A 14,271-nucleotide genomic window follows, 5' to 3' on the forward strand; every position below is an offset into this window, starting at 1 on the left:
TTCCGAACCCGGAAGCTAAGACCCACAGCGCCGATGGTACTGCACCCGGGAGGGTGTGGGAGAGTAGGTCACCGCCGGAACATCATTACAGGTCGAGAGCCCCCCAACCACCAGGTTGGGGGGGCACTCCCTTTTAACCACCACCCCCGGCACCCCGGCAGTGAAATTCGACACTCCACCCCGGCACCCCACCGAACACACGGCACCCACCACACCGCCGCCGTCGTGCATCACACAAACCCCGGCACCCGAAGTGGCAGAGCGTTCGGCTGAATGTCGCACGAACTCAGAGAGCACCCAGCGGAGCACTGCAGGAACTGCGAGAGCGTCCGCTGAGGGCGCAATTCCCCCGCAATTCCCCGGAAAACCGGTGATTTTAGTCAAAAAATGGCGGAAACACGCGGAATTTGCGGACCTCGCGGGCCCAAGCTGGTAAGTTTTCGAACAGTGGCTTGCACGCATGCCGCGTTCAGGCTCCAGAAATCGTGACCGTCCAGGAGGACATCAATGGCTAAGAACCGTAGTGAACTTGTTTCAGAGGTAGCAGGCAAGGCCGGCACCAGCCAGGCAGCCGTCAACTCCGTCCTCGATGCACTGTTCGAGGTATTCGAGACTTCCGTCGCCGCCGGCGAGAAGATCACCATCCCGGGCTGGCTCGCAGTTGAGCGCACCGACCGTGCAGCACGCACCGGCCGCAACCCGCAGACCGGCGAGACCATCCAGATCGCGGCAGGCCACAGCGTCAAGCTGACCGCCGGCTCCAAGCTGAAGGCTGCAGTCGCCAAGAAGAAGTAGTCTTCTTCAGCAACAGCAGCAAAGGAGCGGCAACCTCAGGGTTGCCGCTCCTTTGCTTTAAGCCGATTCTGCTTTAATCCGATTCGCCGCGCGGGCACCCGTAGCGGACAATGGATAGGTGCCTTCTGCAGCAAAATCCCGTCCCGCAGCACCCCAGCCAGGCCCCGACAGGGGCGCCCCGGCCAGGGCTGGCGGCGTCGTGGGGATTTCCCGGCCGTGGCAGCTCGCGGGCCTTGCAGCCCTCTTCCTGGGACTGACGGCGGCACTCCTTTTCTCCGGCGCCGCCGCGGCCCGTGAGGTCTCTGACCCGGGGGCACTGGTCCGCTGGGGGCTTCCGGTCAGCAAGGCCATCCACAACGTGGCACTGGCGACGGTGATCGGCGGACTGATCTTCGCCGTCGGCATCCTCCCCAGAACTGCGGGTCCCCGGTCCCGGACCCACCCCGGCGACGCTCCGGAACATCCGGCGTTCGCCCGTGCCCTGGCCATTGCTGCCGCTGCGGGTGCTGCCTGGACGCTGTCGGCGGTGGCCGTGCTGGTCCTCACCTACTCGGACGTTGCGGGCCAGGCCGTCGGCGGGGACGCCGAGTTCACCCGCGCCCTGGTGTACTTCATGACGGACATCGATACCGGCCGGGCATGGTTGAGTGTGACCATCATCGCGGCCGTGGTGACCACGGCGCTGTTCGGTGTCAGATCCCTGGGCGGACTTGCCCTCACGCTGATCCTGGCGCTGGCCGGGCTGGTTCCCGCCGCCCTGATCGGCCACTCCTCAAGCTCGTCGGACCACGAAGGCGCCATCAACTCCCTGGGCCTGCACCTCGTGGGCGTCAGCGCGTGGGTTGGCGGCATCATCGTCCTGGCGCTGCTCTCCGGAATCCTGACCGGCTCGAAGCCCGGGACCGCCGGCGACATCACCGAACCGACGCTGCGGCGGTTCTCTTCGCTGGCTGGCTTTGCGTTTGTGCTCGTCTTTGCCTCCGGCGTCATCAATGCCAGCATCCGCATCACCAACTGGGGTGACCTTCTTGGTTCCCCCTACGGCCAGCTGATCCTCGCGAAATCGGCAGCCACCCTGGTCCTTGGCGGCATCGGTTTGATGCACCGGCAATGGGTCATCCCCCAGCTTGGCCGCAAAGGCTCGGCCATGTCCTCACGCCGTGTGCTGTGGCAGCTGGTGCTTGTGGAACTCCTGGTTATGGGAGCCACCTCCGGCATCGCCGTGGCCTTGAGCCGGTCGGCACCGCCGCAGCCCACCACGTTTGCACCGGACGCGTCGCCGGCCTTCATCCTCACGGGCTACGAGCTGCCGCCTGAACTGACGCCGGAACGCTGGCTGACGGAGTGGCGTTTTGACTGGCTCTGGGTGGCCGTGGTGCTCTTCGGGCTGGTGGCGTACTTCCTGGGCGTCGCCAAGGTGCTTCGACGCGGCGACACGTGGCAGTGGTTCCGCGCCGTGAACTGGGTAATCGGCCTCCTGGTGCTGACCTTCATCACGTCAGGGCCGCCGTCGGTCTATGGCAGGATCCTCTTCTCCGCACACATGGTGGACCACATGGCGCTGACCATGGTGGCCCCCATCTTCCTGGTGCTCGGCGCCCCGGTGACGCTGGCCCTGCGGGCGTTGCCTGCCCGCGGCGACGGCACCCGGGGGGCGCGCGAGTGGCTGCTCGTGTTTATCCACTCCAAGTTCTCCCAACTGGTCACGCACCCAATCTTCGCGGCTGCCAATTTCGCGGGCTCCATCGTGCTGTTCTACTACTCGGACGCGTTCGGCTTTGCCATGCGGGACCACGTGGGCCACGAACTGATGATCCTGCACTTCACGCTTACGGGTTACATCTTCATCCTGACCATGATCGGCACCGACCCGCTGCCCCGCCGCGCACCGTATCCCATGCGCCTGCTCCTGCTGCTGGCGACCATGGGCTTCCACGCGTTCTTCGGCGTCGCGATCATGGGCGGCACCAGCCTGCTGGCGGCCGACTACTTCGGCAACCTTGGCCGGGCCTGGGGGCCGTCCGCCCTCCTGGACCAGCAAATGGGCGGGGCCGTGGCCTGGGGCATCGGCGAAGTGCCCACCCTCCTGGTGGCCATCGGCGTCGCCATCATGTGGTCCCGGTCCGATGCCCGGGAGTCCAAGCGCACCGATCGGGCAGCGGACAGGAATAACGACGCCGATCTCACTGCTTACAACGATATGTTTGCCAAATTGGCTGAACGCGATGCCAGACTGGCTGAACGCAACTCAAAGCTGGAAGGACGCTGATGAGCGAAACCGTACGCACCCAACACCGGGTCCGCGCCTCCGAACTGGTGGGCCGCAACTGGCTCAACACCGGCGGCAAATCGCTGGACCTCGAAGCCCTGCGCGGCAAGATCGTGCTGCTCGACTTCTGGACTTTCTGCTGCATCAACTGCCTGCACGTCCTCGATGAACTGCGTCCGCTCGAGGAACAGTTCTCCGACGTACTGGTCACCGTGGGCGTCCACTCGCCCAAGTTTGAGCACGAAGCAGATCCCGTGGCCCTGGCCGCCGCCGTGGAACGCTACGAGATCCACCACCCCGTCCTGGACGACCCCGAGCTGGAGACCTGGAAGGCGTACACGGCGCGTGCCTGGCCCACCCTGGTGGTCATCGACCCCGAGGGCTACATCGTGGCGCACCTGTCCGGTGAAGGCCACGCCGACGGCCTGGCCGTGCTTATCCCCGAACTGATCGCCGAGCACGAGGCCAAAGGCACGCTGCACCGCGGTTCCGGCCCGTACGTGGCGCCGGAAGCCACCTCGGGCACGCTGCGCTTCCCCGGGAAGGCTCTGTTCCTGCCCGCCGGGCGCGGTTCCGCCGGGCGCGGTTCCGCCGGGCGCGGTTCCGCCGGACCCGGTTCCACCCGGCCCGGTTCAGGCGCCCAAGGTTCAGGCGCGCAGGGAACGTCCGACGGCGGGACTCCCGCCGCCGCTGATACAGCCACCGACGGTTCCTGGCTGGTAACCGACACCGGGCACCACCGCCTCGTGGAACTGGGCAACGACTTCCAGACGGTGCTGCGCACCTACGGCTCCGGGACCCGAGGCCACGCTGACGGCCCGGCCGCCGCCGTGGACTCCGTCGAGCCCACCGCACGGTTCAACGAGCCGCAGGGCCTTGTGCTGCTTCCGGAAGACGTGGCAGCGAAGGCGGGCTACGACGTCGTCATTGCAGACTCGGTCAACCACCGCCTCCGGGGACTCTCGCTCACGGACGGCAAGGCCACAACGATTGTTGGCAACGGCGTGCAGCGCCTCCTGGAAACCGGCCCCGCCCGCGTGGACGAGGACGCGGCTGGTTTCACGGGTCAGCTCAGCGAGCACCCGCTGGAGGTGTCCCTCAGCTCGCCGTGGGACGTCGTCTGGTCCACCAAGCTCAACGCCGTGGTGATCGCCATGGCCGGCACGCACCAGATCTTCAGCTTCGACCCCGTCACCGGCGCCGTGGCAATTATTGCCGGCAACGGTCTTGAGGGTCTCCTGGACGGGCCCGCCCACGAGGCCTGGTTCGCTCAGCCGTCCGGCCTGGCCGAGGACGCCGACGGCAACATCTGGGTGGCGGACTCCGAAACCTCCGCCATCCGCAAGCTGGTCATTGACGCCGGCGGCACGGTCACCGTGGTGACTGCTGTGGGCAAGGGCCTGTTCGACTTCGGCTTCCGCGACGGCCCCGGATCCGAGGCACGCCTCCAGCACCCCCTCGGCGTCACGGTCCTGCCCGACGGCTCCGTTGCCATCGCCGACACCTACAACGGTGCTGTGCGGCGCTACGACCCCGCCACCGGGACCGTATCCACGCTCGCCCGCGGACTCTCGGAACCCTCCGACGTGATTGTGGACCACACGCACGCCGCAGGCTCCGAGCCGCTGCTCGTAGTGGTTGAGGCCAACCAGCACCAGCTGGTCTACGTACCCATCCCCAAGGAAGCCCAGCAGGTGGACGAGGGCGCCTCGCAGACCCACCGGCCCAAGAGCCCCGTAGCCCCCGGACTGCTCGAGCTCACCGTGCGCTTCACCGCGCCCACCGGGCAGAAGCTCGACGACCGCTGGGGCGACCCCACGCAGATGAAGATCTCCTCTACTCCGCCGGAGCTGCTTGTGGCCGGTGGAGGAACCTCTGTGGGCCTGCTGCGGACGCTGGAACTCGCTTCCGACATTCCGGAGGGCATCCTTCACATCACCGCCCGGGCCGCGGCCTGTGACGGCCCGGAGGATGCGGACGGCGAGATCCCGGACCACGCCGCCTGCCACCTGTACCAGCAGGACTGGGGCATCCCCGTGTTGCTGACGGACGACGGCGACACCGAGTTGGTCCTGGACCTGCGCGGAATGGACTGATCACCGCCGCCGCGGTAACCAGGCGCTGAACTGGCCCGGCTTTCGACCCTTGGTGGTTGGGAACCGGGCCAGTTCTGTCACTGCTGGGCGCAAAACTGGGCCAGCGTGCGTGCCCGTCCAGGGCTGTCTTGTCCACATAGCCCGTTTCGGCCCTGTCGGCAGGCTTGGGCGGCCGACATGGTGGACTTATGGACGCAACGGAGATCCTACGGTCGGCCGGAGGAGTGCTGCTCACCCGGGATGTGCTGGCCGCAGGTGCAACGCAAACAAGCATCCGGAGGGCGGTACGGAGCGGGGATGTGGACCGTCTGGAGCGAGGGCTTCTGTCCGTCCCGGGCGCTGATCCGGAGTTGGTGGCCGCAGGACGCGCCCGCGGGCTCCTGACATGCGTGTCGGCGGCCCCAATGTTCGGGCTCTGGCAGCTTCGTCCCCCCGCGCGGCCTCACTATTGGCAAAGCAACGGTAGAAACGCCGCCCGGTGTGTCAGCCATCGTCTTGCGCTGACGCAACCACCCCACCACGGGACTCTTGCAGCACTCCCGGATGTACTGCTGCATGCGCTGCTGTGCCTGCCGGAACTCGAATCCTTGGTCATGGTGGAATGTGCCTACAACCGGGGTGACATCGACCCCGCCTTTCTTCTCCGCCACCTGACCGGCAACCGTTCAGGCAAGGCGCGGCACGTGCTGTCCAAGGTTGACCGGGGCGCCGATTCACTCCTTGAGTCCTTGGCCAGAGTGCTGTTCAGAGACGCAGGCATTTCCACTGAGACCCAGGTCTGGATTGACGGCATTGGGCGGGTGGACTTCCTCTTGGAGGGTTTCCTCATTGTGGAAATTGACGGGCTCGCCTTCCACCTCGGAACGCGGCAATTTAAGAAGGACCGTCGCAGGGACAACTCGGCAACACTTCAGGGACTGCCCGTGCTCAGGTTCTTCTACGATGATGTGGTCCACGCGCCCGAAACGGTCCTAGTGCAGGTCCGGGAGGTGCTGGCGAGGGGTTCGCTGCGATGGCCACAACCGAACCAGCCCAGTTTTCAACGCAACCATGTCCGGAGCGGCTGGTGATGCAACAACCTCCCAGCCAAAAATGGGCCAGTGCGGCCAGCGGACGGAGCCCGCGGGCCGGGGGAGGGAGTTAGTAACTCAGGAGCGGGGTGACCCTGATGGTGTCGCCGGCGACGTCCAGGCGGGTGGTGAAGCTGAAGTCCACCTCTGCGTTGAGCGGGGACCAGGCGCCCGTGAAGGAACTCTGCTGGACGGCCTCCACCTTGGCCTTCCCGTCGAGGGGAGCAACCACCCAGCGGCCGCCAAAGGGCTCGATGGATATCTCCGGGTACTCCGTGATGGTCCACTTGATGGTGCCGTCGTCCACATTGTTGGTGCTGGCGAAGTAGAACGGGCAGTCCGGCTGCAGCTTTTGCTGCTTCACGGCTTCGGCGGCGCAGGTGTCCAGAAATTCCTTGACCTTCGCGCCCACATCCTTCTGCAGCTGGTCGGTGGCCTCGGTCAGCAGGTTCAACGGAGCCGCCGGGACATCACGGGATGTGACCGTGGCACGTGTGGCGGGCGCGGCAAAGTATTCACCGTTAAGGGATGCTTCGTATTCGCCCGGATAGAACACGGCGAACGAATTCCTGCCTTGGGGCATGTTCACCGGCACGCCGTTGAGGTTGGCTTCGCTGGCATTCACCACTGTCACGCCCACCGTGGGCAGCTGCGACGGCACAAACGCCCACGTGTTAAAGAACAGCCATTCGGTGCCGGTCTTCTCCAGCAGGAACTCGGTGCGAAGCCTGCTGCCATCGATCGTGTACTGCACGGGCACCATGACCTGGTTGCCGGAGCGTTCCTCGGCATCGCCGATGCTGACGTTCGCCAGCCGGGAAGAGGCCGTCTGCAGTGCTGTGCCATCGAGCATGGCGGCGTTGCTGGGCGGCACGGTGGCCCGCAACAGACCCAGCGCCTTGCCGCCGTCGCCCTCGTGGAGGGCGTCCAGATACTCCCGGACAGGCTGCTGTGGACTCGCCACCGTATTGTTCACCACGTTGACCCCAACGACGGCCGCGGCCACGGCAAGCATGAGGCCAAGCAGCCACCCTGCTGCCATCCTCACCAACGCCTGACTCATCTGCACTTCACTTACGTTACCTGCAAGCCCGCTGAATACAGGTGTCGCCGCCGCCCCGTGTAGCGGGGCGCGGCGGCTTTCCTGATGCCCGACGGCGGGAAGCCCAGGGCGGGACATCGTCCGGTTTTTGCCTACCGGCGGCGCCGGGACGAGGTGCCGAAGACGCCGCGGAGCAGTTCCCGGCCGAGCTGCGTGCCCATGGAACGGACCATGCTCTTCAGCCCGCCGCCCAGTGCGCCGCCGAGTGCTCCGGTGAGGTCGCCCACCATCCCGCCGCCGGCCGGGGCGGCAGGTTCCGGTGCACGTCGCGACGGCGTATCAGTACCGGCACGATCCGGCGCGGGCGCAGGACGGCTGCTGGGCCGGCCCAGGATCTCCTCCTCGATCCTGCGGGCCTCGGCGTCGACGTCGGCCTGCCCCGAACCTGAGTGAACTGAACCTGGTTGCCCGGAAGCCCCCGGAACCGGCGGCTCACCCGGGGCGGCTCCGCCGGTGGGCGCCGCGCCCTTGCCGGTGAGCTTCTCGTAGGCGGACACGTTGTCCACGGCGGTCCCGTACTTGGGCAGCAACGCGGACCCGCCCACGGTGCTCTTGATGAGCTCCTCAGTGCTGGGGCCCATGACGGATTCCGGGGCGCGCAGGCGGGTGTGGGCAACCGGCGTCGGGGCGCCCTTCTCATTCATGACCGTAATGACGGCCTCGCCGATCCCCGCGGACGTGAGGGTCTCCTCGAGGTCATAATCGCTCATCGGGAACGTGGACACGGTGGCTTTCAGGGCCTTGGCGTCCTCCGGAGTGAAGGCGCGGAGGGCGTGCTGGATGCGGTTGGCCAGCTGGCCCAGGACGTCGGCGGGGACGTCCTTGGGGGTCTGGGTGACGAAGAAGATCCCCACACCCTTGGAACGGATCAGCCGAACCGTGGTGGTGATGGCGTTCAGGAAGGCCTTGGACGCGCCGTTGAACAGCAGGTGGGCCTCATCGAGGAAGAACACCAGCTTGGGCTTGTCCAGGTCGCCGGCTTCGGGGAGGTCCTCGAACAGGTCCGCCAGCAGCCACATCAGGAAGGTCGAGAACAGCATCGGCTTGGTCTGCAGCGTGGGCAGCTCCAGGCAGGTGATAACGCCGCGCCCGTCCGGGGCCGTCCGGAGCAGCTCGGCGGTGTCGAACTCAGGCTCGCCGAAAAACCGTTCCAGGCCCTGCGCTTCGAGGTTCACCAGTTCGCGGAGGATGACGCCGGCGGTGGCCTTGGACAGGCCGCCCAGTTCCTCCAGCTCGTCCTTGCCCTCGTCCGAGGTGAGGAACTGGATGACCGCGCGGAGGTCCTTGAGGTCGATCAGCTCGAGGTTGTTTTTGTCCGCAAAGTGGAAGACCAGCTGCAGGCTGGATTCCTGGGTGTCGTTGAGCTCCATCACGCGCGAGAGCAGGATGGGGCCGAACGACGTGATGGTGGCACGGACGGGAATGCCGTTGCCGTCGCCGCCCAGGGCCAGGAACTCCACCGGGAACGTCTTACCGGCCCACGCCTGGCCGATGCTGTCGGTGCGCGCCTTCAGCTTCTCACTGCCGGCCGCCGCCGTGGCCAGGCCGGACAGGTCACCCTTGATGTCCGCGAGGAACACGGGAACCCCGGCCGCGCACAGCTGCTCGGCCATCATGTGCAGCGTGACGGTCTTGCCGGTGCCGGTGGCGCCGGCCACCAGGCCGTGCCTGTTCATCATGGCCAGCGGCAGCCGGACCTGGGCTTCCTTGTGAAGTTCTCCGTCCACAATGGCGGCACCCAGCTCGATGGTGGCACCTTCCAGGGTGTAGCCCTTCTGGATGGTGGCAAGCTTTTCTGCAGTGGTTTTGTTGGCCATGCCGCTAGCTTAGCGGGGCCGCCGGGAAGTTCTTGGTGAACGCCGGTGGACTGGAAATGCCCGTGCGTACTGCTGAGGACGCCGTTGAAGCGGTCCGCGCGTTATGAGCGCGGACCGCCCGGCGGGTGGCTGCGTCCCTGGTTCCGTAACCTACGCTGCAGCCTCCTTGGAGGGGCCGACGAAGGGAGAGCGCCGTCTAGCGTATTGTGGCGTCCGCTACGGTGGCTTCGGCGGATGCTTCCTGGCGGGCGGAGCCCGACGACGGATGGGCTGCGACGGCCACGGCGTGCTCGGGCAGCACGCCCGTCTGATGGCGGATCTTCAGGCGGTACAGCAGGGCCCCGCCGCCGGCGACCGCTGCCACGAAGAGCACTCCGCCCCACTGCAGGTACCACTCGAACGGCGGCACCGAGTTGTAGATCTCCTGGCGCGGCCACACCAGGTTCACCGTCATGGCACCGCCCCACAGGACCGCGAGGATGTTCACGGGCAGTCCCCACGTGCCCAGGCTGAAGCCGGGCTCGGAGCCGTCGTCGGCAAGCGGCCACTTCTTCAGGAGCCGGTTGCGCAGCAAGGGAACAGTGACCAGCAGGTAGGACAGATAGATCAGGACGATGCTGATGCTGGACATGATGGTGAAGATTGCCGGCTGCATCACGTTGACCAGCAGCGGGATGACGGCCATAACGCCGATCACGATGGCAGCGACGGTGGGAGTCCGCCGGACCGGATCCACCTTGCCGAGCTGCCGGCTGAACGGCAGGTTGTTGTCCCGTGCCATGGCGAACATCATACGGATCGCGGCGGCGTGGACGGCGAGCGTGCAGACCACCACGGCCACCACGATGCAGGCGAGGAATGCCTTGCCGAAGGGCCCCCCAAGGACGGAGAGCACCAGGTACTGCAGCCCGCCGTCGGCCGCCCCGAGCTTGGGGTCGGCCAGGTCCGGAGCGGCGAGGATGCCAAAGAGCAGGATCAGCCCGCCCAGCACGAAGGATGCCGTGATGGCACGCAGGATGGCTTTGGGCGCCGTGCGTTTGGGGTCCTTCGTTTCTTCACCCAGGGAGCTGGCGGTGTCGAAGCCATACATCACGTAGCCGGAGGCCATGGCCCCGATAAGGAACACACCGAAGAAGCCGAGGTCGTGGCCTTCCCCGAAGCCGGCAGTGTCGAAGAAGACCTCAGGCCCCCGCACAACGTGCCACCCCAGCGCCAGGATCAGCAGCACGGCCGCGGTCAGTTCAACGAAGACGCCGATGCTGTTGATCCTCGTCATCAGCTTCACGCCGAAGGCGTTGATGAGGGTGGAGATGGAAATCATGATGCTCGCCAGCAGCACGCCGTTGAGGGCGAAGTCGTAGGTGCCCGTTCCGTCGCCGATGATCTGGAAGCCTGACCAGAGCTGCGGAAGGGTGAGCTGCAGGGCCAGGGCCACGGCGCCGAGCGCCACGATGGACGAGATGAGCAGCAGCCAGCCCGCCAGCCAGGACCAGGTCCCGGAGGTGAGCCGCTTAGCCCAGTTGTAGACCGATCCGGCCACCGGGTAGCGGCCCGCCAGTTCGGCGAAACACAGGGCCACCATCAGCTGGCCTGCGAAGACGAGGGGCCAGGACCACGCGTACGCCGGGCCGGCCATGGAAAAGCCAAAGTAGAACAGTTGAAAAACACCAGTGAGGATGGAGATGTAGCTGACACCTGCCGCGAAGCTGGCAAACTTGCCGATGCTCCGGTCCAGGGTCTGCGTATAACCAAACTCGTCCATGCCGCTTGAATCAATACTCTTGCTGGGTTCCGCCATGTGGACTCCTAAATCAGAAAAGCACGATAGTGATGACCGGCCGGCCGTGGCGCATGGAAGGTCGATGCCCTGCCGCCGGGACCTTGCCGCTTAGGCGAGGGACGCGGTGAGCTCCATTTCTCCTGAGGTCATGGTTTCGCCGGACCGGCTGCCGCGGATGAGGTCCGCGCAGCGCTCGCCGATCATCATGACGGTGATGTTGGGGTTGACGGTGATGTGTTCCGGCATGACCGACGCGTCGGCCACGCGCAAGCCGGTGACGCCTTTGACCCGCAGCTCGGGATCCAGCGGTGACATGTCGTCGTCGGAAGGGCCCATCCGGACGGTGCCCACCGGGTGGTAGACGGTGTTGTGGGTCTTGCGGATGTACTCCCGCAGCTCCTCGTCGGTCTGTGCCTCGATGCCGGGCGAGAGTTCCCTGCCGGTCCATTCCGCCATGGCGGGCTGACCGGCGATCTCACGGGCCTTGCGGATGCCGGCCACCATGACGCGCATGTCGTGGCCGTCGGGGTCCGTGAAGTAGCGCGGATCCACCATCGGCTTGTCCCGGAAGTCGCGGCTGCGCAGCCGGACGGTGCCGCGGGAACGGGCGTGCGTGACGTTCGGGGTGAGGCTGAAGCCGTTCTCCGTGGTGGGGTAGCCGTGCCGCAGGGTGTTCATGTCGAACGGGACGGAACCGTAGTGCATCATCAGGTCCGGGCGGTCCAGGCCATCCTCGGTGGGGGTGAAGATGCCGATCTCCCACCACTGCGTGGACGTCTGCACCATCGGCTGTTTGGCCTCGAACTGCACGACGCCTTCGGGGTGGTCCTGCAGGTGCTCACCCACGCCGGGGGAGTCCACCAGGACCTCGATCCCGTGCTGGGCGAGGTGCGCTGCCGGGCCGATGCCGGAGAGCATCAGCAGCTTGGGCGAATCGATGGCGCCGGTGGACAGGATGACCTCGCGGTGCGCGGAGAGCCGGTGGGTCCGGCCGAAGGCCGAGTCCACCACGTCCACGCCGGTGCAGCGCTTGTCCGCGTCGAACACCAGCTGGCGGGCGCGCAGGCCGGTCAGCAGGGTGAAGTTTTCGCGCTCCATGATGGGGTGGATATAGGAGACGGAGCTGGAGGAGCGGGTGCCGTCCGCCCTGCGGTTGATCTGGAAAAAGTTGGCGCCGTTGACCACGGTGGTCCCGGTGTTGAATTCGGCGCGGGGAATGCCAGCCTGTTCGCAGGCATCGAGGAGCGCGACGCCGGCGGGATCCACCGGGGGCACGTTCATCAGGTGCACGGGGCCTGAGTCCCCGTGGTGGGACGCGTCCGGCCCGGCGTCCTCGTTGGTTTCCAGCCGCTGGTAGAGCGGCCAGGCGGCCTCGGCATTCCAGCCGGTGGCGCCGTACTTGGACTCCCACTCGTCCAGGTCCTCGCGCGGGGCCCAGAAAGCGATGCAGGAGTTGTGGCTGGAGCAGCCGCCCATGACTTTGGCACGGGCATGGCGCATGGAGGAGTTGCCGTTCTCCTGCGGTTCCACCGGGTAGTCCCAGTCGTAGCCGGATTCGAGCAGCTCCATCCAGCGGTCCAGCTGCAGGATCTCGGGGATGTTGCGGTCGTCCGGGCCGGCCTCCACGAGGGCCACGGTCACGTCCGGATCCTCGCTCAGCCGGGCGGCCACAGCGGCTCCGGCGGATCCGCCGCCGATGACGACATAGTCGAACCCGCGCTCGGTGACGTCGTCGATATTGCCGTAATGCATCTAGTTCTCCTTGCCGTGGTCAGCAAACCAGCCGGTGACCTGGGGGCTGGTGTTCTGGTAGATGTGCTTGGCTTCCTGGTACTCCGCGAGGCCGGTGGGGCCCAGCTCGCGGCCGACGCCGGACTGGCCGAAACCGCCCCACTCGGCCTGGGGGAGATAGGGGTGGTAGTCGTTGATCCAGACCGTGCCGTGCCGCAGCCGTGATGCCACACGCTGCGCCTTGCCGGCATCCTGGGTCCAGACCGCGCCGGCCAGGCCGTAGATGGTGTCGTTGGCAGTGGCCACGGCCTCGTCCTCGGTGCGGAACGTCTCCACGGTCACTACCGGGCCGAACGCTTCGTCGATGACCACGGACATTCCCCTTTGGACGCGGTCCAAGACTGTCGGCTGGTAGTAGAAGCCGGCGTCGAACCTTTCCCCAACAGGTGCCGCGCCACCGCACCGCAGCCGCGCCCCCTCCTGGATGCCGCGCTGGACATACGCGTCGACTTTGGCGCGGTGGGCCGCGGAAATGAGAGGCCCGGTTTCTGCAGCCTCGTCGAACGGGCCGCCAAGCTTGATGTCCTGTGCGCGCCGGACCAGCTCGTCCACGAAGCGATCCGCGATGGATTCCTCCACCACCAGCCGCGCCCCGGCGGAGCAGACCTGCCCGGAGTGGACGAAGGCGCCGTTCAGGGCATTGTCGACGGCGGCATCGAAGTCCGCGTCCGCGAACACCACGTTGGGGTTCTTGCCGCCAAGCTCCAGCGCAACCTTCTTGACGGTGCCGGCGGCGGCGGCCGCGATCCGCTTGCCGGTTTCCAGCCCGCCGGTGAAGGAAACGAGGTCGACGGCGGGGTGTTCCGAGAGCGGCGCCCCGGCCTCCGCGCCGGCTCCGGTCACGAGGTTGGCGACGCCGTCCGGCAGGCCGAGGTCCTGCAGCAGCTGCATGGCCAGGATGGCGGTGGACGGGGTCAGTTCGGAGGGCTTAAGCACGAAGGTGCAGCCCGCGGCCAGAGCGGGTGCGATCTTCCACGCAGCCTGGAGCAGGGGGTAGTTCCACGGCGTGATGAGGCCGCAGACGCCCACGGGTTCGTAGACGATTTTGCTGACGACGGCGGGGTTCCCGGCGTCGACCATGCGGCCCGCCTGCTGCCCGGCCAGCCTGCCGAAGTACTCGAAGCAGGCAGCGATGTCGTCCATGTCGATGCGGCTTTCGGCGATCCGCTTGCCGGTGTCCAGCGACTCGGCGCGGGCGAACTTTTCCCGGCGTTGGCGCAGTTCGGAGGCGACCTTGAGCAGGAAAGTGCCGCGCTCGGGTGCCGGTACCGAAGCCCAGACGCCGGAGTCGAAGGCCGCCCGGGCTGCGGCGATGGCACGCTCGGCATCTTGCCGGCCGGCCTCTGACACGGTGGCGGCCAGCTCTCCGTCAGCGGGATTGTGGATGTGGCGCACCGCGCCGGAAGCGGCCGGCTCCCACGAGCCGTTGATGAAGAGGGTGGATGCTGTCACGTCATGAGGCGTTGTGGCGTAAGTCATACGGAGGACAGTAATTGAAGTTGAACGAGTGTTCAATAGTTTCTTGAACACTCGTTCAAGTGTGACGCGTGC

Annotated in this window: 9 protein-coding genes and 1 rRNA gene; 5 read left to right on the forward strand and 5 right to left on the reverse strand. The window is 66.5% G+C overall.

Going from position 1 to position 14,271, the window contains the following annotated elements:
- From rrf to NFC73_RS21095, 5 genes are all read left to right on the forward strand, one after another.
- Positions 1-80, forward strand: a 5S ribosomal RNA gene (gene rrf / locus NFC73_RS21085); the annotation flags it as partial.
- Positions 81-507: 427 nt separating this feature from the next.
- Positions 508-795 (forward strand): HU family DNA-binding protein, encoded by a 288-nt coding sequence (locus NFC73_RS12655; RefSeq protein ID WP_056341443.1) that lies wholly within the window; start codon positions 508-510, stop codon positions 793-795.
- 118 nt (positions 796-913) lie between these two features.
- Complete coding sequence (locus NFC73_RS12660; protein ID WP_254750717.1) at positions 914-3,064, forward strand: bifunctional copper resistance protein CopD/cytochrome c oxidase assembly protein; 2,151 nt, start codon at positions 914-916, stop codon at positions 3,062-3,064.
- On the forward strand, positions 3,064-5,160 hold the full coding sequence (locus NFC73_RS12665) for an NHL domain-containing thioredoxin family protein (RefSeq protein WP_254750719.1): 2,097 nt from the start codon (positions 3,064-3,066) through the stop codon (positions 5,158-5,160). Before NFC73_RS12660 ends, NFC73_RS12665 begins: the two co-directional genes overlap by 1 nt.
- A gap of 188 nt (positions 5,161-5,348) precedes the next feature.
- Positions 5,349-6,230, forward strand: coding sequence for a type IV toxin-antitoxin system AbiEi family antitoxin domain-containing protein (locus NFC73_RS21095; RefSeq protein ID WP_504967615.1), 882 nt, complete (start codon positions 5,349-5,351; stop codon positions 6,228-6,230).
- A 70-nt stretch (positions 6,231-6,300) separates the two neighbouring features.
- Here the strand turns inward: NFC73_RS21095 and NFC73_RS12680 are convergent, their stop codons facing one another.
- The 5 genes from NFC73_RS12680 to NFC73_RS12700 form a co-directional block, all read right to left on the reverse strand.
- Entirely contained in the window at positions 6,301-7,293 is a 993-nt protein-coding gene (locus NFC73_RS12680) for a hypothetical protein (RefSeq protein WP_254750966.1), read from the reverse strand.
- A gap of 131 nt (positions 7,294-7,424) precedes the next feature.
- Positions 7,425-9,149 (reverse strand): helicase HerA-like domain-containing protein, encoded by a 1,725-nt coding sequence (locus NFC73_RS12685; RefSeq protein WP_254750721.1) that lies wholly within the window; start codon positions 9,147-9,149, stop codon positions 7,425-7,427.
- A gap of 196 nt (positions 9,150-9,345) precedes the next feature.
- Entirely contained in the window at positions 9,346-10,947 is a 1,602-nt protein-coding gene (locus NFC73_RS12690) for an APC family permease (RefSeq protein WP_254750723.1), read from the reverse strand.
- A 90-nt stretch (positions 10,948-11,037) separates the two neighbouring features.
- Complete coding sequence (locus NFC73_RS12695; RefSeq protein ID WP_254750725.1) at positions 11,038-12,681, reverse strand: GMC family oxidoreductase; 1,644 nt, start codon at positions 12,679-12,681, stop codon at positions 11,038-11,040.
- Positions 12,682-14,199: an aldehyde dehydrogenase family protein gene (locus NFC73_RS12700; RefSeq protein WP_254750727.1), complete on the reverse strand. Its 1,518-nt coding sequence runs from the start codon at positions 14,197-14,199 to the stop codon at positions 12,682-12,684. It lies immediately after the preceding gene.
- Between the last annotated feature and the right edge of the window lie 72 nt (positions 14,200-14,271).

It is taken from the genome of Pseudarthrobacter humi (assembly GCF_024294965.1).
Taxonomy (GTDB): domain Bacteria; phylum Actinomycetota; class Actinomycetes; order Actinomycetales; family Micrococcaceae; genus Arthrobacter; species Arthrobacter humi.